The organism is Rummeliibacillus sp. JY-2-4R, from assembly GCF_053847205.1.
In genome coordinates this window covers 421072-443771 of sequence record NZ_CM132623.1, presented here as the reverse complement: position 1 = coordinate 443771, position 22700 = coordinate 421072, and the positions used below count along the sequence as shown (strand labels likewise).

Here is a 22700-nt window from a genome sequence, read left to right as displayed (position 1 = left end):
TTATCCCTCTTCCAATTCATCTTTTAGTAGTTCGAAAATCTCTTTCTTCATGCGGAAAAATTCACCGTCATTTAGAAGGCCTTCTTCTCTTGGTCTTGCGAATGGTACGATAATTTCCTTTTTTACCTTTGTTGGTCGCTTGGTTAGAATATAAATTCGATCTGCTAAAAACAGCGCTTCTTCAATGCTGTGAGTGACGAATAGAATAGATTTTCTGTTTTCTTCCCATACAGAGAGCAGCCATTTTTGCATATTGATTCTCGTGAACTCATCTAGGCTTGAGAAAGGTTCATCAAGGCATAGAAGATTTTGTTTGCTTAACATTGCTCGGATAAAGGCAACACGTTGTTTCATGCCACCTGAAAGCTCGTTTGGATAAGCATTTTCAAATTCCTGCAGGCCAACTTTTGCTAGCCAATCTCTTGCTTCTTCTTTATTTGCCTTTCCTGAAAGTTCTTGTACAAGCACTACATTTTCAAGCACCGTTCTCCATGGGAAAAGGGATGATTGTTGTGGCATGTAGCCGATTAGCCCACGCTTGCCGTGAATTTTTCGATTATTTAAGGTAATCGTTCCTTCATCAGGCTCTATAATGCCGCCAATCAGGTTGAAAATCGTACTTTTCCCGCTTCCTGAAGGGCCAAGCAGCGCAACGAATTCTCCCTCTTTTACATGGAGTTCGATGTCCTGCAAGACTTCTGTATCAGCAAAGCGCTTCTTTACATGTTCCATATTTAATAACATTTTATTCCCTGCCTTTTATGAACATCTTTTCCATTAGGCGAATGAGGCCAAATAAAAGTACGCTTAAAAGCATGATTGTGAAGATAGCGACAAATACGCGATCTGTACGAAATGATGCTTGCGATAACGTCATATACACGCCAATTCCTTGTTTTGCCCCTAGCCATTCTGCAATGACCGCTCCCATCACACTGTAGGTCGCTGAAATTTTCAACCCTGAGAATAATGATGGTAATGCATTAGGCAATTCCAGTTTCCAAAACAGTTGCGTCTTGGATGCACCCGCCATTTGCATATAATATTTAAGCTCAGGTGCCGTGTTTTTAAAGCCATCAAGTGCTGCAACAACAATTGGGAAGAAACAAACAAGTCCTATGACAATAAGTTTTGGCATCATACCAAAACCAAACCAAATAATGAGCAATGGTGCGAGTACAATAATTGGAATGTTTTGCGATAGTATGAGCAATGGGTACGTCATCTTTTGGACTATCGGTAAAATATGTAGAATTACAGCAATTGCGAATCCAACTACACTCCCAATGACAAGGCCAAGTATGGATAGTTTTGTCGTTGCGAGAATATCTACTGAAAAAGTTGGAATCACGTTGAAGCCTTCTGCAAAAATTTTAGATGGTGCCGGCAATAACCATGCGGGTGTGTCTGTTATTCTTACGATGATTTCCCATAAAGCTAAAAGAAAGAGGAGCAGAAAAATTGCCCCTCCATTGTTCCGTAGCCATTTCATTAGCGATATTTCTCCGTAAGTGTATCCATTGTTATGCCAGATGGTTGGTACAGGATTTTTACTTGTGTAATAACGTTGACACATCCCAATTCAATCATTTTTTCATTCATCTTCGTGATGATGCTCATTATTTCGGTCATTTCACCTTCCATTGTTGTTTCTAGAGGGTGTACTTCGTATTTTACGCCGGATTCATCGATGATTTTGATTGCTGCATCAACAAAAGGAATGACGTCTTCGTACTTTTTAGTTTTTGGTATGATTTGAACACTAATTAAAGAATTGGCCATTTTAAATTCCTCCATTATTTTGGTAAAAATTCATTGGTGAATGCTTTTTTGGCATCGAATTTACCTTCTAATAAACCTCTGTCACTCATCCAATTTGCGTAGTTTTCCCATACTTCAAGTTTTTGCTCGCCCCATTGTTTTGCATCGTCTTGATATTTGTCAGCAAGCCATTCTTGACTTTTCTTCACAAGTTTCGGATTTAAATCTGGTGCTGCTTTCACTAAGATATCAGCTGCTTTGTCTGGATTTTTAATCGCATATTCGTATCCTTGTGAAGCTGCTTTGACAAATGCTTTTACTGTATCTGGGGCGTTTTGAATCATTTTTTCATTTGTTGCTAAAACCGGTGTGTAGTAATCCAATTTTTTACTATAGTCTGTTAAATAAATCATGTTTAATTTTTCGCCACGAAGTTCTGCTTCAATGCCTGTCCATCCATAATAAATCCAAGCAAAGTCTACATCTTTTTTAACCATTGTGAAGAAATCTGCGTCGCCAGCATTGATAATATCAACTTTTTTGACATCTGCATTTTCCTTTTTCATCAATGAATCGATGACGGCTTTTTCAACAGGTGAACCCCATCCGCCATATGTTTTACCTTCAAAGTCTTTAGGTGATTTAATATTTTTGGCAACAGGTGAAGCGAAGCCAGAGGTATTGTGTTGGATTACGGCCGCAATTGATACGAGCGGAACCCCTTGTACGCGAGCTTGTGTAATGCCTTCTTGGTAACTAACACCAAAATCAGCCTTACCTGTTGCGATTAATTGATCTGCTCCTGTATCACCAGGTTGAATTATATCAACGTCTAATCCTTGTTTTTTAAAGTATCCTTCTTCTTTTGCCACATATAAACCCGTGTGGTTAGTATTTGGTGTCCAGTCTAAAACGACTGTTACTTTCTTTAGTTCTTTCTTAGAATCAGTTGCTTTTTCTTTTGTACTATTAGAACTCTTCGATGAACAGCCTGCCAGTACAAGTATGGCAACTAATAGAAATGCATATAACTTTTTCATCATTCTTGCCCCCATTATTTTTTGACACGTTCTATGAATTGTCATAGAACCGTTTTCCCGAGTCATATAAAGAAAAAAGAAAACGCCCGGAACCATTCCGGACGTTAACATTCATTCTAAAAGTCGTTGTTTTACATTTACTTTGATTTTTAGGTGATGTTCCCTCCGCTGGTGTTAGCCAGATCAGGTTCTAAGGGTCAGTACCTATTGGATACATTCTCAGCTGGCATTACCAGCTCCCCCACATTCTTCATTCACTTGAACTCTTAAATCTATTATACCAAACAGTCGAAAAATGGGAAGAAAATTGATAGGGCTTTTTTCATGAGGACCCCATTTGCGTTTGCTTACTTATGATTTCATTCTTCAATTCCATCATTTTTTCTTTTGATGGATATGGATCTGAAAACGTTAAGGCATTTTCTATCGAAATGAGTGCTTCATCGAACTCTTTTGCCTTAAACTGCGCGTCCGCTAAATAGTACCAGTAGTAAGGAAAGTTGTCTGTCTGTAATAATTGCTTGTAATTCGTCGCAATTCGCTTGAAATAACTTGGATAAAAATCATTCGCTTTCATAAGTCCTCTCACATTATGATAACGATACACATTAATATTAAAGGCTTCCCCTATATCATGAATCCAAACAGCCAATTCATATTGACCGTCCTTCCCGTATCTACCATAAATATCTTCCGCATATAACTTACTATATTCCACACTATCTGTTAGTAGATTCTTAAATCCATGGGTATACCATTGCAGTAAAAACAACTGTGATCGCATTTCTCCTACTTGCCAGCCAACAACCAATGTATTGACTCCGCGGTTCGTAAGTGGAACAACCATTAGATCTGTTATCGCGTATCCCTTCCCTTTAATCTCTACAATTGGATACCATTGATTGTAGTATTTCTTAAATAGTAGAAGGAAATTTTCTCCTCGATATTGATAAGCAACTATTAATTCCTTTACTCGATCTCCATCTATATCTGCCAATAAAATCGCCGGTCTATTGGCATTTCGCAATTCCAGAACTGTTGCTGACGGTGGCAAGGTGTCTCTCAACCAATCTTCGCTTTCGCTCATTCTCATCCACCCCTTTTATCTAATGTATGCGCAAAAGGAGAAGATGCTTGGGAGTGGGTGATTTCACTTGCGATTAGAGCTGGTTTCTTGCCTATTTTGGTCGGGCTATTCGTTCATTGGATCAGCCATATTCTCTTAGTACTGCTATTCTCTATTTGGTGGGCATCCTATTTACTCATTTTCATTGCCAATTCGCTCTTTTCACCATCCAATTCGCTCTTTTGGCGTTTCTATTCGCCCTTTCCTAGTTCCCATTCGCTCATTTGACCCGTCTATTCGCTATTTTCTAAATTACAGTTACGTTCTAAACACTTTAAGTCACCACTAACGAACGATCTCCGCTGAACACTTAATTAAACCACTGATTACTCATTTTCATTGCCAATTCGCTCTTTTCACCATCCAATTCGCTCTTTTGGCGTTTCTATTCGCCCTTTCCGCCGGCCAATTCGCTCATTCGACCCGTCTATTCGCTATTTTCTCAATTACAGTCACGTTCCAAACACTTTAAGTCACCACTAACGAACGATCTCTTGCTGAATACTTAATTAACCCCCTGATTGCTCGCTTGGCGGTGGCAGTAATTATCTATGTTGACTTCTCTTTTGTGCCGCGGATGATAGGTTTGAGTAGAGACGTTGAATTATTTCATTTTTCAATTCCAACATTTTTTCTTTAGATGGATAGGGGTCTGGAAATGTTAAGGCCCTATTGATGGATTGAAGTGCTTGGTCTAGTTCACCGGCCTTCATTTGAGCATCTGCTAAGTAGTACCAGTAAAACGAGTAATCATCTTTTTGTAATTGCTTTTTATAAAAAGCTGCTACTTTTTTGAAATAATATGGATAAGCATCTTTTGCAACCGACCACACTAAACCGTTAAGTCGGTAAACCTGTACTTTGTAGGCCTCCCCTGTATCGTGTACCCAGACTGCCATTTCAAACTGGCCATCGCGACCATATTTTCCTGGCATGTCTTCCACTTCTAACTTACTGTACACAATATTATTTGTCGGCAGATGGACAAATTGATGATTCATCCATTGCAATAAATCCAGTTTCGACCAAATGCTCCCAATTCGCCAACCGACTATCAACGTGTTAACGCCGGGCCTTGTAAGAGGGACCGCCTGTAAATCAGTTATGCCATATCCTGCTCCTTTACTATTTAAAATCGGTATCCAATTTCCGTGCGACCATTTCAATATCATTAGGTAATTTTCATTTTGATAGTGATAAGCAATGATTAGCTCATTGATCCAATCTCCGTCTAAATCTGCTAATAAAATTGCAGGTCCTTTATTTGGTAGTACTAATAGCTTTGCGTTTATAGGCAAATACTGCATAACTGAATACACGTTTTCGCTCATCATTCACCAACCTTTTCGTTAAGGTTCCCTTTGGTCGTGGCAAATAGGCCTCTCTTTCGTGCTTTGGCTTTAAAGTCTTTATCCTTCGTTCCAACTAACTAATCCACGGTTTCATTGGTTTATCCACGCTGATAATAATTTAAGTCCTCTCTAGAACGATTCAAGCAAATATGCTCTCTTTTAAATTCAAAATTTTAGATTAAATTTTCATAAATAAGGGTACATTTCAAAGTATTGAGCATATTATTTTTATTGTGTGCTAATTCTTTGTCACTTTTAATATATGGGGATGTATTTTTTAGGGGAATGTTTTCTGAATGGAAATTTAGAAATCAAAAAGCACCTAGTCAGTTTAACGAATGAGTAGGTGCTTTCTATGGGAATTGCTTATTCAACTCTTTTTGTCCTCCGTAGTTTTTAAGTCTTTAGCTAGTTGATGGAATAGTTCTTTGTCGCCTGTAGCTAAGGCATGATCGATTAGGCGCAAGCGGTTGCAATCTTCCAGTTCTTCAATTAGAACGTCGATTTCTGATGGCGCGTTTAAGAGTTGCACACCTCTTTTCAGTTCAAGTTCATCTAGTATGAGTTCAAGATGGTCATTAATATTCGAAACAAGTAATAATTGATATAAAGGTAAACGTATAAACCTGCTTCCTTTTTGGAATACGAAGACTTCTGATAGGTTTTCAATTTTCAACGAAGTTAAGTTAATCACAATTTCTTTTCCTTCTACAGGGATGAAATGGAATAGCTCTTCATCCTTTACAATGGAGAAGTATTGGTACGCAAACACCATTTTCAAACGCGCTCCATCTCGTTTCGTGTAGAATGGTTCCATTCTTTTCACTTCTAACATGCAAAGCCCCTCCTTTGAAGGAATATTCTGATTATTAATATAATATCACGGAATACCTTTAAGTGACACAAAAATATTTCTCGTAAATACTGAACACTCCCTATCTTTAACCAATATATAATTGGACTTCTAACGAAATAATTCCTTTTGCATTTACGGATAGCCTTAAAAAGCTTTATAATGAAAGGAAAGTTTTTTTGCAGGAGCGAATGCTATGAATACGAATATTTCTGATATTGCCAAAAGTTACGAGGATTTTATTCGTAATCAAATGGCCCAAATTGGCTTAGATCTTGATGCTTCAAACGCTGAAGATGAAGAATTAATTCGACGCGCTGCATTTTTGGCCCGTCACAACTATGTGAAAGTTACATCTTTTAGTGAAGAACGTAATGTGATTTCGTTTGTTGTGCAAGATGCAACACCTACGAATGTTACATTTCATATAAATACTGATAGTTTAACTTGCGATTGTCCGAAAAATAAATGGTGTCGTCATAAGTTGGCGGCCCTATTCGTGTTATATCAATATATTGATTCCTTATCTTCCTTTCTTGATAATTTTCGTTCAAAAAAGACTTCACAATTAAAATTTTTGAAGGAAGAACGATCCCCTGAAGCTTGGTTACGACTTGTGCAAAATATCTATAAAGCAAATTTATATAATCAATCTTCTTTCAATCCATATTTAATTGAGAGTATTTTTGCAGATATGGAACGTCAAATTAATCAGCAAACACCACTTGAACGTGAGTGGCAAAGTTTGTATAAGTTATTTACACATATAGCGCTACTATCACATACTTGGAAGCATTTAGAACCAACTTCTGAATCATATAAAACGTATTACACCCAGTTTATAGAGCATGAATCCGAGAAAGTGAAGGAGCACATTCGAGTAACCTCTTCAAAATCTCGTCTTTTTGCGACGGATCCTTTTTATGATACTTTGCAAAAAATCGTCAACTATTTCCTTTTACACCAAACTGGTTATTTTGAACATAGGCTATATATATATACCTTATTCTGGGAATCCATGTTTAATGAGAAATCTCGACGAGAAACTGAACTAACTTCGATTAATAATGACCGTCATATTGCTGAAGACGTTAATCTTACCGGCATTGAATCGATGTTCTTTGTGATGTTAAAAAAATACGATCAGCTAGAACAATCGGTTGCAGGTATTAAAGAAGAAGACATGCTCATCTGGATGGATTTGGCACGATTTGCCGATCGAAATGAAGATGATCATGCCCTTTCAATGATTGTTCGAGCAATGCTACCCGTCTTGGATGGCTTTATCAATACTTGGTTAAATACTAGGTACCGTTCAGCCTTTGTTAGCGCTTTCAATAAACTATGTTCGAAAGTTAATCTTAATGACGAGGAAGCGGAAGTTTTGTTTTCATCCTCTGGTATGTATGGGATGCAACCTTATTCACTGTTTTTGATTGAACGTAGTCGCTTTAAAGAATGGACAGCACTACATCATCGTTTTCCATCGTCACTCGCTTACCTAGAGCTATGCGGCTTAAAAACGGTGTTAGAAGAGAAACCAGAGGCACTCCTTCCGTTGTATCATGTGCTAGCCACAAATGAGCTCAATCAAAAATCACGTCAACATTATAAACAAGCCGTTCGCGTGTGGAAAAAGATGAAGGCTGCAGCGAAAAAGAGTGGTAAAAATGAATTTTGGAATCAATACGTAGACCAAACTCGAAACCAATACAAACGACTTCGTGCATTACAAGAAGAAATGGAGAAAGGAAACTTGAAGCTATGACAATGAATGCAAAAGTGCCTGATACCTTTTTGAAAACAATCTTACTTGATATAGAAACTGAATCAGGACAATCTTTTTCTATACAGGCACATACTCAAAATGGTGAACTAATGCCCACAAGTGAATGGCTTTCTTTCCTATTCTTTCAATATGAACCAGCCTTTTATGGCCTAACAGCAAACCATTCAACAGATAAAATTATACTTACCCCACTTGAACTGGTGGAATTATTTTCAGATGAACAAAAACATCCATTTATCACATATGAAGGAATGGACGAAAAATCAACTGGCTACCTAAACGCTTCTTCAAATGCTTCAACTCACTGGTATAGTGAAGATTTGTGGAACCATATTTCGCTTGATGAAGACGGTTTTACGCTTGATTTACCAGTTGATGAGTTGTCCCAAAAGCTTTTGAATATGGCTTTAACACAAAAGTTAGTGGAAGTTGGTCTTACCGTCCATGATCTTCCATCCCTACTGCCATTCTTCCGTAATGGTGGGTGGCCAATTAAATCAAAAACTGTGGACGAAGAAATTTACGTAGGGTTACGTCTTCGCGAACCCGCTGAAAATAGCGAAGAATGGTTCCTCGAAACGGTGATTCGGAATAAGAAAAGTACGAACTATTGGGCTCCCCCAATGCGTAAGCGTGTACTACAAATTGAAAATGCATTACCTGGTAAATGGGCAGAGCATGCGACTGGCATCAAAGAGTTGCAACAGCAAATGGTAGAATTACTACACACACAAGATTATATGCAAGATGTGAATCCAAACAATTTCCTTTCACTTCAAATGAAGGATCCAGATGTACGTGAATTTTTGCGCTCAGATTTTGCGCGTCTACAAGCGCTCGGCTTTGAAATTGTTCTGCCAGCTTGGTTAAAAGATTTAAAAGACTCTCGTATCAAAGTTCGAGCAAGTGCAAGTACGTCGTCAACTTATAAATCTGCCGCTGGATTACAAGAAATCTTAACATTTGATTGGAAACTTTCTTTAAATGGGCAAGAGATTTCTATAGAAGAGTTCCAACAAATGGTTAATGATAACCGAGAATTTATCCGTGCAGGCACAGAATGGGTCCGCGTAGACGCAGCATGGATGCAAGAAATTCGTAAATTAATGGATCGAGCTGAGAATGAAAACTGGACAGTTCGAGATTTGTTGTTCCAGGAGTTGCCTGAAGAGCTATTGATTCCAGATGAGGATGATGATGAAGACCGAGATGATCCGTTCTTCCAATTTGAAATGCAAAAATCATTGCGTGATTATATGCAAAAATTGATTGATAAAAAAGGATTACCATCTGTTGAGCCTTCAGACCGCCTTCATGCTACGTTACGCCCTTATCAACAAGAGGGCTTTGAATGGCTTGTCTTTATGCGTGAACAAAACTTTGGCGCTTGTCTTGCGGATGATATGGGTCTTGGAAAAACGGTTCAGCTTATTTCTTACTTATTGAATATATATGACCAAAATCTTGATGCACCGCCTACTCTTATTATTTGTCCAACCTCCGTACTTGGAAACTGGCAAAAAGAATTAGAACGTTTTGCTCCTTCTTTAAAGGTGTATTTGCACTATGGAGCCAATCGTTTAAAAGACGAAGCGTTTATGACGTATATTGAAAAAGAAAAGCCTCAGGTGGTATTGTCCACATACGGTACGATTACTCAAGATGTTGAAATGCTTGAATCCTTCCAATGGACCAATATTACACTGGATGAAGCCCAAAATATTAAGAACATGCATACCAAGCAATCGAAAGCCATACGCAAACTACATGGCGGACACCATATTGCTTTAACAGGTACACCCGTAGAAAATCGCTTATCTGAGTTATGGGCTATTTTCGACTTTATCTATAGAGGGTATCTTGGTAGCTTTTCTCGTTTCCAAGAGGAATTCATCGCCCCAATCGAACGTGATGAATCAGAAAGCCAAGTACTTCGTTTACGTAAGAAAATTCAACCGTTCTTATTGCGCCGTACGAAGCAAGATCCAGCACTTATGCTCAATCTTCCAGATAAGCTCGAACAGCGTGAATACTGTCCTCTTACTGAAGAACAAGCAGTATTATATGAAAGCTTTATCCAAGAAACGGTACAAAAGCTTGAAACATTATCAGGCTTCGAGCGTAAAGGGCTTATTTTAAAAATGCTGAACAAGTTAAAACAGCTTTGTAATCACCCTGCTCTGTATTTAAAGGAACCATTTGAAGCAGCTGAAGATATGCTAAGTCGTTCAGAAAAGCTAGATCGTATTGTAACACTTGCATCTGACATTGCTTCAAATCAAGAGCAATGTTTGATCTTCACGCAATATATTGGCATGGGTCATCTGTTACAACACTGCTTGTCCGAGTTGTATGATATTGATGTACCATTCTTGACAGGTAGTATGCCAAAGCAACAGCGTGACTATTTTGTAGAGTCTTTCCAAAATGGCGAGTTTCCTATTTTCATCTTGTCATTAAAAGCAGGCGGTACTGGCTTAAATTTAACAGCAGCAAATCATGTGCTACACGCCGATCGTTGGTGGAATCCAGCAGTTGAAAACCAAGCAACAGACCGTGCCTATCGGATTGGCCAAACGCAATTTGTCCATGTGCATAAGTTCATCACAACAGGTACGATTGAAGAAAAGATAGATGCATTGCTAACAGAGAAGCAAGCGTTATCTGAAGAACTCATCCAGTCTAGTCAATGGATTACAGAATTAAATGATGATGAGATTAAGGATCTCCTTTCGTTTAGCTTTTAGTTAAGTTATTATGCTGTTTAGAAGTGTAGTTTTCCTCACTTCTGAGCAGCTTTTTTACTATGAGGCTTTGGGATTTATTATGAATTTTATAATAGTCTAGCACCTAAAAAAAGTGCTGATATGTACAGATAAAGCCATACTTGATGACTTCATCCGCTGTCTTCCCCAAAGACAGTTAACGCTTTTGTTATATCCCCATATAACATTTATTCTATTCTCATTTGATTTTGTACCCTTACATTTACAACCCTTGGTATTCATTAAGCATATTGCAAGCATACTTACAGCGATCTGAATTGTTCCATTGGATGATCGATTGGTTGATTTTATTTGGACCAATTCATCAAACCTATTGGTGCGGTCGTTCCAATAGGAGCTGTTTTAACCCATTGGTAATCCTTCTGCTTCTTCTTTTGGTAACGTGAAACCAGATGGTACTGCTGGTTCTGCATTTGTTTGTGTATTCAGTTGTTGTTTTTGCTCTATTTTTTGATCGTTGTTCCCATCACGTTCTTTTAATGCTAAAAAGCGTACTTCGTCTGCAATGACTTCGACGACATAAACACGTTTTCCGTCTCCCCGTTCATAGGACCTTGATTGTAGTCGGCCACCAACCCCAATTAATGAACCTTTCCCACAATATTTCACTACATTAGTAGCGAGCCTGCCCCAGATTGAACATGTTACGAAATCAGCATCTATTTCGCCATTTGCATTTTTAAAGTTTCGGTTAATCGCAATGATAAAACTTGTTTGAACCCTTCCTTCCGATAAATGTCGTAATTCAGGATCTTTTGTAATGATCCTTCCTACAAGTGAAACTCGATTCAATTTGTCACCTCCTCCCGCTTGAATTACACATATCATAATCGGATTGCATATTTTGCGCAAAATGGCGAAATGTCGATTTCTTAAGCATTTTGGGTTGTGAAATTTAATTATAAAAAGGCCTTATCTTGAAAAAAACGCGCCATTACTCATTTCCTAATTTTTCAAAAAGTATGCAAAATTCTGTTTTAGCAGTTTTTATGTATGTTATAATTATTTTGCATATTTTCGTCGAAAGATAGGTGATAAGTCTAAATGAAAACATTTAAAATGTTATCCTTAGAACTATTAAAAGATGAACAGTTAAAGTCATTTCCCCTAACTGATGGAATAATTATCAATCAAGAAAATAGCCATAAATCTTGGATTTTAGAATTATATTTAGAAGAGCAGTATGCTGCTGATTTTTCTCCATATTTAGCTACCGATACAATTTTAAACGTTCGTGCTGTCATTTCGTATCCAGACAACGAGCCTGCTACATTCCGTGTCGTTGTTCAGGATATTGTGAAAATGCCAGATCAAAAACATGTATCCGTATTATTGAAAGGGACATTAAATTCAATCCGCCGCCAGTATGCTGAGCAATTACTGCTAGAGCTCGTTGAACAAGGACTAACAGGTAATGAACTACTGGAAAAATTCAAAGCCGATATGAAATCCCGACCTCGACTAAAAGATTTCAAAAGCTAAAAATAAAAAAACTCGGCATACCATTATTGATATGCCAAGTTCTTTTTATCCCAAAATAACGGGCAGTAACTCCCATCAGGCTTTTAATACCCATGATTGAAGTTTCACTTTATTTATTGTCGTCTCTATCGTGAGGAAGAGCGGCACCATTTCCAATATTATCATCTACGATTGTTTTATCGTGAGTCCCTGGTGCTGGAGTTGTTGGTGCTGGAGTTGCTGGTGTCCCAGGAAGAACTTTATTAATTCCTTCTTTGACGTCCTCTGTTACATCACTGGCGCCTCTTTCAACATTGTTTGTACCATTGTTCATACCGTTGTTGACACCGTCATTTGTAATGCCGTCGTCCGTTACACCTTCATTGACGTGTCTATTCACATCCTCCATTGGCGTTTCAGTACGAGTACCCTCATAGGCCTTGTTGCTGCTACATCCAACTAATAAAAGTGCTGAAAAAAGCAAGATTGCAGAAGATTTCTTCCACATATTCGCATAACTCCTTTCACAATTTTTTTAAACCACTACAACACTGTGTGCGATTCGAAAATAGCATGTGCGGAAAAAGTAAAACTATCCTTTGATAAAAAAAATGATTTCGATTAATTTGGAGATAATAATGGAGAATAACACGATTTAAAGGAGGCTTTGCATGCAGAAAATCATGATCGCACTTGGCATCCTCACAAGTAGTCCAATTCTTAATCAACCCCCAACAATTACTCTTGAAGCAAACCAAAAAGTTCCTAATTATGCAAAATGGGGATAAATTGCCATAAAAGTTATCCATTCGAAATACCCCAACGCAAGAATCATCGACTACCTACATCAAGGAAGTGAAACAAAAGAAGACTCCACAATCGAAAAGTTTAAACTATGGCTACAAGAAGGCGATCATGAATTCGGAGTGTATGTCACAATCACATATCAAACGGAAACAGAAAAAGTCATTCAGATTGATTGTCGTGAAATTGCAAGATAGGATAATATTTCGTTTGTAGAATGCTTACTGTGTGTAAGGACTTAAATTACTTAGAATGCAAACACATTTTAGAAAATGGCGAATTGAGTTGTGAAAATAGCGAATTGGAGTATCAAATGGGCGAAATGGAATGCAGAAAGAGCGAATTGGAAAGCAAAAATAGCGAATAGAGCGTTTATCCACGGTAAATCGAATGGCTTCTTCGTAATGAAAGAGGAAATGCTCCCTTGTCCGCGGCCACCAGACTAAATGATATACGATTTGCTTCCGCGAATAATGCTTTTGAGTAATTGATTTTTTAATCCACGACTTTGCGGACGATACCTACGGAAAGCAACAGGTCATCCACACTGGTAACAATTTAAGTCCCATTTTAGTCATCAAGACTCAATCATGTTCAATAATATTAATTTGATATTTTTAGTATTTTTTATGCATTATTCTAAAAAAGAACCACTCTAAGCTTTCTAAGCTCAAAGTGGTTCTTTTTTCATTTTAGATATATTTATTCTGCTTCTGATTTTGGTCCGATAGCAAATAGAATATCTGCTTCGCATATTAATTCGTCACCGACTGTTACTTTGCCGTGGCCTTTTCCCATTACACCGCGAAGTTTAGTGAATTCGACTTCGATTGTTAGTTGATCTCCAGGAATGACTTGGCGTCTGAAGCGTGCGTTATCAACGCCTGTTAGGAAAGCAAGATGTCCTTGGAATTTTTCGGATTTTAAAAGTGCTACGCCACCAACTTGTGCCATTGCTTCGATGATTAGGACGCCTGGCATTACAGGGTATCCTGGGAAGTGTCCTTGGAAGAATGGTTCGTTAATAGAGACGTTTTTAATGCCTACTGCTTTTTTTCCTTCATCCACTTCTATGATTCGATCCACTAAAAGAAATGGATATCGATGTGGTAAGATTTGTTGAATTTGATCTGCTGTTAACATTTTGTTCCTCCAATTGATTATTATTTAGATGATTGTACTCCGTTTAAGATATCAAATACGTGTTGCCATGTCGCAGGATTAAATACGCTTAGTGGGCTTCCAGAACCGATAGCGCCGTAACCGATCATGGAGCCAGCAATTGCTGCAATTACAATTAATACAACAATAACAATCAATCGGAGACCAATTGATAATGCACCTGAAGAACTCCATTTTTTGATATCACGTTCATTTGTATCAGTCGCATTTTGTCTATTTTGTTTTGCTTCTTTACGCGTACGTGGCTGTGGAGATGTGTTTTCAGCTTTCTGTTTTGTTGAATTATTTGTCATTACCTGTTCTCCTCTTTAATCAATTACTTATCTGATTCCATTCACTAGTCCCATCATTTGATCGGCCATTGTTATGGTTCTTGCATTAAATTGATATGAACGTTGGGTGTTGATGAGGTCGGTCATTTCTTTTGAAATATCTACATTCGACATTTCAAGGCCTCCATTTTGCATTGCCACTTGGTTTCTCTGATTACCTGTTAAATTTTGCAGGACATCTCTTTGTGCTACACCAAGCTGATTAAAATTTGTAGGCAAGCCAATGTATGTATCTGAAATATGCTCCATGCTTTCGGGATTTTGAATTTCAGTTACACCCAATTCAATTTTTGCATTAGTATTATTATTATACTTAACATTTAGCGTTCCGTCTGCAGTCACGCTAAAGTCTTTTGCATCATCTTTTAATACAATGGCATTACCAAAGGCATCTGCTACTGGATAGCCATCTGTATTTACTAACATCACATTACCATTTTTTAATGGAGAAAGATAGAAATCACCTTGGCGTGTATAGACTGTTTTGGTGTTTTTACCGTCTGGCATTAAAATATTAAAATATTGTTTTTCTTTTGTGAATGCAAAATCTAGCGCACGTTGCGTTTGTTGAATAGTACCTTGCTTGGAATTCATTTGCGCTTGTGCAAGACTTGCTCCCACTCCAATTCGGATACCAATAGGCGACTGACGACGTACTTTGTCTTGTCCGTCGTTTTCGAATTGTTGATATAGTAATTCATTAAACTTGGTTTCTTTTGTTTTATAACCATGAGTATTACTATTCGCCATATTATTTCCAATGGTATCTAATTGTTGTTGAAGTTGTGACATTGTATTGGCAGCAGAAATCATTGTACGATTCATCAGTTAATCCTCCTGATATTCTGATTAAACTTTCCCTACTTCATTTACAGCTTTGTCCATGCTGCGATCGTAAGCTTGTAATATTTTTTGGTTGGCTTCGAAGGCTCTGTAAGCTGTCATCATATCTGTCATAGAACGAGTAGCATCCACATTTGATCGTTCGATAAAACCTTGTTTTGTTGAAAGACGAAGATTTTGTGTGGTATAAGCAGATGGTAGATTTTGACCATTGCTTGTGTAATATAGACCTGTACCGCGTTTTGCTAAAGTATCGGGCTGCGCTGAATAGGAAACGCCTAATCGTGCAACTTGTCTTCCATTCTCCAAAATCGCCCCATCTTCTGTAAGCTTAAAATTATCATTTTGTAATGTAATTTTCTGTCCTTGATCAGATAGTACATAATATCCTTGTGCAGTTACTAAATTACCAGCTGCATCTAAGGTGAAGTTCCCATTACGAGTGTATGCCTCTTTCCCCGTTGGACTTTGTAAACGGAAGAAAATAGCACCTTTTTTACCCGTTTGATTATTCGTCGGTAGATTGGTATCTACGAGTGCAAAATCGGTCGGTAACTGTGTTTCTGTCAACTGGCCTTGGGAATAGTCTGGTAATGTTTCTTGTAAATAAACACCTGTACTAAGAGCCCCTACTTGATTTGCAGAACTGCCTTCAAAACCATTTTGGACATTTGCAGGACCGCTTTTAGTAAGCCGTGTCAAAAGCATTTCTGGAAATGAGCGAATCGTTGATTGATCTGCTTTAAATCCTGGTGTATTGGCATTTGCAATATTGTTTGATAGAAGTTCTGTTCGGCGTTGTTGCGAAATCATGCCGGAAGCGACTGTGTAAAAACCGCGAAACATGGTTTTCATCCTTTCGATATAAGTGATTTTTTCAAAATACGTGAAAAACATGGGATGAACAATTGGTACGTTTTAATTATTCTATTTATTATTTCGACTATTTTTTGTGATGTTTTGTAGTTCTATCGATATTTTCTAACATAATTCCTGTTCCTTCTGCTACACAATTCATTGGGTTTTCTGCAATAAATACTGGTACTTTAAGTTCTTGTGCCAATAAGTGGTCTAAACCATGAATAAGGGCGCCACCACCGGTTACCATAACACCGCGGTCAATGATATCTGCTGAAAGTTCTGGTGGAGTTTTTTCGAGTACATTTTTGGCTGATTGGACGATTAATGCTACAGATTCATGCAATGCTCGTTCGATTTCTTTTGAGTGGATTTCAACAGTTCTTGGTAAACCTGTTAGTAAATCGCGTCCACGAATTTCCATGCTCGCATCGCGGCCTTCAGGTTGTACTGTACCAATTGTAATTTTAATATTTTCCGCTGTGCGTTCACCGATTAATAGCTTGTACTGTTTTTTAATATATTGGAGAATATCGTTATCGAATACATCGCCTGCTACTTTAAGGGATTCTGATGTAACAATATCGCCCATTGATAGTACAGCAACATCCGTCGTACCACCACCAATATCAATTACCATATTGCCGCTTGGTTGGAAGATATCCATACCAGCTCCTATTGCTGCTACTTTTGGTTCTTCTTCTAAGAAAACAGTTCGGCCACCTGATTTTTCGGCTGCTTCTCGAATAGCCTTTTGTTCTACGCTTGTAATATTGGTTGGACAACAAATAAGTATTCTTGGTTTAGACATAAAGCCTGAAATATTCAATTTATTGACAAAATATTTTAACATGGATTCAGTCACATCGAAATCAGCGATGACTCCGTCTTTTAATGGACGAATCGCTACAATATTCCCAGGTGTTCTACCTACCATTTGTCTTGCTTCTTCTCCAACTGCCAATACTTTGTTTGTATTTTTATTGATTGCAACTACAGAGGGTTCATTTAATACTATTCCTTTGCCTTTTAAGTGAATAAGTACGTTTGCAGTTCCTAAATCAATTCCTATATCTCTAGAAAACATATTGTTTCCCCTTTCTTCCTTTTCAAGTACAATTAAAAAATGTATATGTATCTTGAATATTTTAACATAGCAGCGGGTTAAATACATCTGATTCATACAAAATTTGTAGGCAATTTAGGTTATATCGATAAGACTTTACACATAAAGTTAGACTTCTATATTTTGTATTTTTTTTACTTGTTTCATTCAACCTTTTTGAAATAAAAAACCAAAGAAAAGACACCTTCGCTATTCATTAGGCGAAGGTGTCTCTTTTTCTGTATTGCGTGTTAGCCATTTTTGGCGTGTTGCCTCTCCACCGCGTATATGACGGATGGATTTGTGGTAAGCTAAGATCTCACTTACCTCTTTCGCTAAATCTTCATTCACTTGCGATAATCTTTCAGTGAGATCCTTATGAATGGTACTTTTGGAGTAACCCGTTTTTTGTGCTAAGGCTCTCACAGTTTGCTGTGATTCTTTGAGCATAAACCCAAGCTTTAGACAGCGGTTGCGAATATGTTCGTGCACATTCTCTTCCTTTCCACAATGATGTACGAACGTTTCTTCACCTTATGTCTAAAAATTGAAGCTTAGAACGAAATTAGCCTAATTAACTAAAATGCAAGTAAACTTTTTGGATTGATGTATTTACCTTCTTGCATTACTTCAAAATACACATGTGTTCCTGCAGCAGGGTTCCATTGGTTATCGATTGCTTTACCAAGTTTTTGACCTTGGTCAACCTTGTCCCCTTTTTTGACATCAATTTCACCGACAGAACTGTATATTGTTGTCATACCATTAGGATGTGAAATTGTAATTTTGTTTCCTACGAATGGATCTTCTTTTACTTCTTCAACTGTTCCGCTAAGTGCAGCAAGAACATCAAAGCTTTCTCCATTTACTGCAATTGCGATACCATCACTTGTAGTGAATGTTTGATTAAATACAAGTAATGCACCTTCTCTTTGCTTTTCATCTGCATTAACGTCATAAAAGTCCTGAACAACTTTGGCATCTTTTAAAAGTGCTTCTTTAAATGGGTACTTCATAGATTCTGCTGTTGCATTGGTTTCGACAGTTGGACTGTTTGGATCCTCTTCTTGGCTAGGAGCATTAGTAGCTGTTAAGGTACCTTTTGTTTCACTTGAAGGATTTGTTAAAGCTGAGTAGCCCCAAACACCTCCTACTAGTAAAACTGAAAATCCTGCGTAAATTACTGGCCAGAACCAGCGTTGTTTTGTCATGTTTCCTTTTTCTGGAGTAGGTTTTTGATTATTTTCCTCTCTCATTTTCATCACCTCATTTGCTATTGTTGTCAATAGCTTGAGAGTTTAAACATAGAGAAGAAGATTTTTTTAGATTTTCTATTTTTACGTGTTGATAGAAATGATACAAGATTTCTTTTACACTTGCTCCTTTCTCAGCGAGAGCATTGGCACCATATTGGCTCATCCCTACTCCGTGGCCGTATCCGGTTGTGTTCACCTGTACATTTTTCTCGCTATCATTCCACTGTATTGTGAAGTCTGTTGAGGCTAATTGAAGTGTTTCTCGCACTTCTCTACCAGACCATTTAAAGTCTCCCGATTGAATTGTTTCAACTCTACCTGAATCATTTCGAGAGATTTTCATATTTTGTATCTTTGCCTTTGTCCATGGCTGATTAAATAATGCATTCCATTGTTCTAATGTAAAGCTATAGTTTGTGTGATATCTTGGAGATGACTTTTCAGTCGATGGAACTGTTACAGATTGCAAATACGGGATAGATTGTCCACTAAAGTCTTTTGAGCTTTCTGTTTTTCCATTGCTCGTTGAAAAAAACATCGCTGTAATCAGCTTATTTTGATAAACCAGAACTTGTCCTTTTGTAGCTTGTACAGCTTTGCGGACTTTTTCTTCATTTTTTTCAAAGCTTTTGCCCCAGTCTTTTCTTCTCTGTTCTTCATTTGCAAAGGCTTGGGCTGAGACGCTTGGTTCAATAGAACTTTCACCAAAATTTGTGCGCTGTAAGGCGAATGTACGGGAAGCAATGGCTTGGGCTTTGAGCGCTTCAATATCGAAGGATACAGGCATTTCAGCTGCTACTACACCTACGATATACTCTTCAAGTGAATACTTTTCTCCCTCCCCTTGAATTTGAATTAGGATGTTGCACTCATCGTTCTTTGGGTTTGCTGTTTTTTTACTTGTTTGCTGAGGTTCAAGTGCTGCAGAATCTGAAGCAGGAATTGCTTTCGTTTCTTCTTTCTTCATAAATAAAGTAGGCAATGCGAATAGGACGACGATCATAATAAGAATATAAAGGTGTATTTTTTTCATATAGAAGCGTATGAAGGACAGGCTTTATTTATGAATGTAGTACTCTATGTGTTGTATTGGCTTGTACAAGTTTTTATTCCAGGCTGTTGCTCGTATATAATAAGAAATTGAAAACAAATTTAATACTAATCGGGTTTTAGTTGGAAGTGGTCTCGGCTTCGCTTTCCTGCGGACGAGCGGTGAGTCTCCTCCTACGCAAAGCCTTTGCTCCTGCATCGCCTCGCTAGCTTCGTCGCAGAAAATTCCTTTTGCAGAGCAAAAAGAATTTTCGCTACGTGCGGGGCCTCACCTGTCTCGCTTTTTCTAGCTAGGAGTCTGCGCCGAGTCCACTTCAATTACTTTAGGGTACTAATCTCCTTTAAATGCTTTCAGTAAAAAGCATTTCTAATGTAATCTTCTATTTTTACTCTTTCGGTTACTTCATTTCTAAAACTTATTGCACCTTCCTTTTCTCAAAGCCCTCCAAATCCCCCTCTAAATCCTTACTTGTTTAGAGAGCATAAAACCATACCTACATTTCACGATTGTGAAAAGAATTTAATTTTTAATAAATAAATTTCGAAATTTATGTATAAAAATACCCATTACATACTAAGAATGTAATGGGTAGACTTTTTTAAACGAATTAATTAAAATACTTAGTTTGTTTGTAATTCTTTTTCATGAATTTCTTCTGTTGAGACGCGTTCGATGTCTGCGCCTAATGCAGCTAATTTTTTATGGAAATCCACATATCCTCTGTCTAAATGTTGAAGCTCAGAAACACGTGTGATTCCTTCTGCAGCTAATCCAGCAAGAATTAAAGCGGCCGCTGCTCGTAAGTCTGTTGCAGCGACTTCTGCACCTTGTAGTTTACTTGGACCATTAATAATAACAGATCGACCGTCGATTTTTGTGTTAGCATTCATTCGACGAAATTCTTCAACATGCATAAATCGATTTTCAAATACAGTTTCTGTAATCACACTTGCACCTTGTGCTACAAGCATTAGTGACATCATTTGTGATTGCATATCCGTTGGAAAACCAGGATGTGGCATTGTTTTTACATCTACAGCTTTTAAAGGATGTTTTGCACGAATACGTAAACCTGCATCTACATCTTCAATCTCAACGCCCATTTCGCGCATTTTCGCGATTAAAGCTGTTAAATGTTCTGGTACAGCATTTTCGATTATAACATCTCCACCAGTAATTGCAGCTGCTACCATAAAGGTACCTGTTTCAATACGGTCAGGGATAATAGAATGTGTTGTGCCATATAATTTCTCAACGCCCTCAACACGGATTGTGTCAGTACCTGCACCAACAACTTTTCCGCCCATTTCGTTGATGAAGTTTGCTAAATCCACGATTTCAGGTTCTTTTGCAGCATTTTCGATAATCGTTGTACCTTCTGCAAGAGCTGCTCCTGTAAGAATGTTTTCAGTAGCACCAACACTAGGGAAATCAAGATAGATTTTAGCACCTTTTAGACGGCCATCAGTTGATGCTTCTACATAACCGTGTCCTGTTGAAATCTTAGCGCCCATTAACTCGAAGCCTTTTAAATGTTGATCAATTGGTCTTGAACCAATTGCACATCCACCTGGCATTGCTACACGTGCATAACCATTGCGAGCAAGTAGTGGTCCCATTACTAAAATAGAAGCACGCATTTTACGTACATATTCAAATTGAGCTTCTGAAGATAATTGTCCAGAGGCATCAATCACAACGGTATTTTCTTTAGGTGAAAAAGATAAATTTACATTTAAACTTTTTAGCACCTCATCAATTGTATATACATCCGCCAAGTTCGGCACATTATTAATTATATTTTTTCCTTCAGACGCTAATAATGATGCTGCAAGTACTGGTAGAACTGCATTTTTTGCTCCTTCTACTTTTACATTTCCGTGTAAAACCTTGCCGCCTTTTACAACAATTTTCTCCACAATATGTCCCTCCGAACTTATTCTAAATAAAATCTTTATATTTCAGTCCATAAAATTCACGTTTTTAACTTGTTTGATGTCAATAATTAGTAACAAAGCATCTTACATATTACCGTTTTTTCACTTTGTTGACAAGAACCGATTACACTATTTTAGGTTTCTACGAATAAATAACTATAGTAATACTATATTACGTAAAAATGCTAGAAATGTGTTACAAAATTTCCAATTCTCTGTGCCATCGATAATTACCCTTCATTTGCGGAAATAAAACAATCTTCAACAAAATATTTCCTGGGTAATGGTTACTCTAAATGCAAAAGAAATAATGTAAAAGCACTTTCAAGAACAGTTAAAACGTATACTTCTATTATAATGTATAAATCCTTTGAGTACTGAACAATATACTAACGTTTGTATAATAAGTTTGTGCCATTATTTCTTTTGCATACAGAATACTGTTAATTAAATAAAAAAGGTAATTGTCTTGACCATGTAGAAACAGTTAAAAAGAAATTTGACACTGCTGATCCAATCGCAATACTCACTAGAATAAATAAAAGCTGAATTTGAAATACGTGATTTTTTTTGAAAATTTTCTCATACATTAATGCTTGTAATGCATAAAACGTTACACCGATAAAAAATATATGTGAACATATCCCAAGTAGTGCATTTTGTCCGATTATAGATGATACCGAACTCATATTTCCCCTCCATAACCTTTAAAAAGCGAGCAGAACCGTTTCTGCTCGCTTTCAAATTAATCTATTACTTAGATGTTACCCTCTTTAACGTTGATACGATTCATCGCGCGTTTTAATGATAATTCAGCACGTTTGAAATCAATGTCATTTTGCTTACTTTGAAGTCTAGACTCAGCACGTTTAACAGCTTCTTTTGCGCGAGCAATGTCGATATCTTCGGCAATTTCTGCAGAAGGAGTTAAGATTGTAACTTTATCGGGACGAATCTCGACAAAGCCACCGCTTATTGCAACAACATCTGCGCTGTTTTCTTTTTTAATACGAACAGCACTAACTGCTAATGGAGCTACTGTTGGAATATGTCCAGGCAGAATCCCCATTTCACCAGTTACAGTTTTCACAATAACCATGCTTACTTCTGAATCGTATACTGGGCCGTCAGGAGTGACAATGTTGACTACAGTTGTCTTCATAT

General features: G+C 37.5%; 24 protein-coding genes and 1 riboswitch. Of the genes, 4 read left to right on the top strand and 20 right to left on the bottom strand.

All coding sequences use genetic code 11. From position 1 onward, the window contains the following. The 7 genes from ACWV26_RS02195 to ACWV26_RS02165 all read right to left on the bottom strand — a co-directional run bounded on the left by ACWV26_RS02195 (position 1) and on the right by ACWV26_RS02165 (position 6114). Complete coding sequence (locus ACWV26_RS02195; RefSeq protein ID WP_455896743.1) at positions 1-744, bottom strand: ABC transporter ATP-binding protein; 744 nt, start codon at positions 742-744, stop codon at positions 1-3. 1 nt (position 745) lies between these two features. Continuing rightward, the gene (locus tag ACWV26_RS02190) at positions 746-1492 is read right to left on the bottom strand and encodes an ABC transporter permease (RefSeq protein WP_455896742.1); all 747 of its coding nucleotides are present in this window, start codon (positions 1490-1492) and stop codon (positions 746-748) included. After that, positions 1492-1782: a thiamine-binding protein gene (locus ACWV26_RS02185; RefSeq protein ID WP_455896741.1), complete on the bottom strand. Its 291-nt coding sequence runs from the start codon at positions 1780-1782 to the stop codon at positions 1492-1494. The genes ACWV26_RS02190 and ACWV26_RS02185 overlap by 1 nt, the downstream gene beginning before the upstream one ends. A gap of 14 nt (positions 1783-1796) precedes the next feature. After that, positions 1797-2801 carry an ABC transporter substrate-binding protein gene (locus ACWV26_RS02180; RefSeq protein ID WP_455898156.1) on the bottom strand — a complete coding sequence of 335 codons (1005 nt, stop codon included), beginning with the start codon at positions 2799-2801 and terminating at the stop codon, positions 1797-1799. A 143-nt stretch (positions 2802-2944) separates the two neighbouring features. Next, positions 2945-3054: riboswitch (TPP riboswitch) on the bottom strand. Positions 3055-3123: 69 nt separating this feature from the next. After that, the gene (locus tag ACWV26_RS02175) at positions 3124-3888 is read right to left on the bottom strand and encodes a hypothetical protein (RefSeq protein ID WP_455896740.1); all 765 of its coding nucleotides are present in this window, start codon (positions 3886-3888) and stop codon (positions 3124-3126) included. A gap of 584 nt (positions 3889-4472) precedes the next feature. Then, on the bottom strand, positions 4473-5261 hold the full coding sequence (locus tag ACWV26_RS02170) for a hypothetical protein (RefSeq protein WP_455896739.1): 789 nt from the start codon (positions 5259-5261) through the stop codon (positions 4473-4475). A 388-nt stretch (positions 5262-5649) separates the two neighbouring features. Then, complete coding sequence (locus ACWV26_RS02165) at positions 5650-6114, bottom strand: IDEAL domain-containing protein (RefSeq protein WP_455896738.1); 465 nt, start codon at positions 6112-6114, stop codon at positions 5650-5652. 214 nt (positions 6115-6328) lie between these two features. On the opposite strand from ACWV26_RS02165, the gene ACWV26_RS02160 reads away from it, so the two are divergent. Both ACWV26_RS02160 and ACWV26_RS02155 read left to right on the top strand, forming a co-directional pair. Continuing rightward, positions 6329-7900, top strand: coding sequence for a hypothetical protein (locus tag ACWV26_RS02160; protein WP_455896737.1), 1572 nt, complete (start codon positions 6329-6331; stop codon positions 7898-7900). Further along, entirely contained in the window at positions 7897-10668 is a 2772-nt protein-coding gene (locus ACWV26_RS02155; protein ID WP_455896736.1) for a DEAD/DEAH box helicase, read from the top strand. The genes ACWV26_RS02160 and ACWV26_RS02155 overlap by 4 nt, the downstream gene beginning before the upstream one ends. 381 nt (positions 10669-11049) lie before the next feature. Here ACWV26_RS02155 and ACWV26_RS02150 read toward each other — a convergent pair whose 3' ends face one another. Continuing rightward, positions 11050-11499, bottom strand: a complete 450-nt coding sequence (locus tag ACWV26_RS02150; RefSeq protein ID WP_455896735.1) for a single-stranded DNA-binding protein — start codon at positions 11497-11499, stop codon at positions 11050-11052. A gap of 252 nt (positions 11500-11751) precedes the next feature. Between ACWV26_RS02150 and ACWV26_RS02145 the strand changes: the two genes are divergently transcribed. Next, complete coding sequence (locus tag ACWV26_RS02145) at positions 11752-12189, top strand: YwpF family protein (RefSeq protein ID WP_455896734.1); 438 nt, start codon at positions 11752-11754, stop codon at positions 12187-12189. Between the two features lie 109 nt (positions 12190-12298). Here ACWV26_RS02145 and ACWV26_RS02140 read toward each other — a convergent pair whose 3' ends face one another. After that, positions 12299-12676, bottom strand: a complete 378-nt coding sequence (locus ACWV26_RS02140) for a hypothetical protein (protein ID WP_455896733.1) — start codon at positions 12674-12676, stop codon at positions 12299-12301. Positions 12677-12956: 280 nt separating this feature from the next. On the opposite strand from ACWV26_RS02140, the gene ACWV26_RS02135 reads away from it, so the two are divergent. Then, on the top strand, positions 12957-13169 hold the full coding sequence (locus ACWV26_RS02135) for a DUF3889 domain-containing protein (RefSeq protein ID WP_455898155.1): 213 nt from the start codon (positions 12957-12959) through the stop codon (positions 13167-13169). 505 nt (positions 13170-13674) lie between these two features. Here ACWV26_RS02135 and fabZ read toward each other — a convergent pair. The 11 genes from fabZ to ACWV26_RS02080 form a co-directional block, all read right to left on the bottom strand. Then, positions 13675-14115 carry a 3-hydroxyacyl-ACP dehydratase FabZ gene (fabZ, locus tag ACWV26_RS02130; RefSeq protein ID WP_455896732.1) on the bottom strand — a complete coding sequence of 147 codons (441 nt, stop codon included), beginning with the start codon at positions 14113-14115 and terminating at the stop codon, positions 13675-13677. A 20-nt stretch (positions 14116-14135) separates the two neighbouring features. Beyond that, positions 14136-14447, bottom strand: a complete 312-nt coding sequence (locus tag ACWV26_RS02125) for a DNA-directed RNA polymerase subunit beta (protein WP_455896731.1) — start codon at positions 14445-14447, stop codon at positions 14136-14138. Between the two features lie 27 nt (positions 14448-14474). Beyond that, positions 14475-15311, bottom strand: a complete 837-nt coding sequence (locus tag ACWV26_RS02120) for a flagellar hook-basal body protein (protein WP_455896730.1) — start codon at positions 15309-15311, stop codon at positions 14475-14477. A gap of 24 nt (positions 15312-15335) precedes the next feature. Then, on the bottom strand, positions 15336-16175 hold the full coding sequence (locus ACWV26_RS02115; protein ID WP_455896729.1) for a flagellar hook-basal body protein: 840 nt from the start codon (positions 16173-16175) through the stop codon (positions 15336-15338). Positions 16176-16272: 97 nt separating this feature from the next. Further along, positions 16273-17274 carry a rod shape-determining protein MreB gene (gene mreB, locus ACWV26_RS02110; RefSeq protein ID WP_455896728.1) on the bottom strand — a complete coding sequence of 334 codons (1002 nt, stop codon included), beginning with the start codon at positions 17272-17274 and terminating at the stop codon, positions 16273-16275. Between the two features lie 228 nt (positions 17275-17502). Further along, positions 17503-17784, bottom strand: coding sequence for a sporulation transcriptional regulator SpoIIID (locus ACWV26_RS02105; RefSeq protein ID WP_455896727.1), 282 nt, complete (start codon positions 17782-17784; stop codon positions 17503-17505). Between the two features lie 86 nt (positions 17785-17870). Continuing rightward, complete coding sequence (locus tag ACWV26_RS02100) at positions 17871-18548, bottom strand: peptidoglycan DD-metalloendopeptidase family protein (protein WP_455896726.1); 678 nt, start codon at positions 18546-18548, stop codon at positions 17871-17873. 10 nt (positions 18549-18558) lie between these two features. Continuing rightward, entirely contained in the window at positions 18559-19581 is a 1023-nt protein-coding gene (gene spoIID, locus ACWV26_RS02095) for a stage II sporulation protein D (RefSeq protein WP_455896725.1), read from the bottom strand. 638 nt (positions 19582-20219) lie between these two features. Beyond that, a complete protein-coding gene (gene murA / locus ACWV26_RS02090; RefSeq protein WP_455896724.1) occupies positions 20220-21518 on the bottom strand; it encodes a UDP-N-acetylglucosamine 1-carboxyvinyltransferase in 1299 nt (432 codons plus the stop codon). Positions 21519-21979: 461 nt separating this feature from the next. Next, a complete protein-coding gene (locus ACWV26_RS02085; protein ID WP_455896723.1) occupies positions 21980-22225 on the bottom strand; it encodes a DUF1146 family protein in 246 nt (81 codons plus the stop codon). Positions 22226-22293: 68 nt separating this feature from the next. Then, the gene (locus tag ACWV26_RS02080; RefSeq protein ID WP_455896722.1) at positions 22294-22698 is read right to left on the bottom strand and encodes a F0F1 ATP synthase subunit epsilon; all 405 of its coding nucleotides are present in this window, start codon (positions 22696-22698) and stop codon (positions 22294-22296) included. Between the last annotated feature and the right edge of the window lie 2 nt (positions 22699-22700).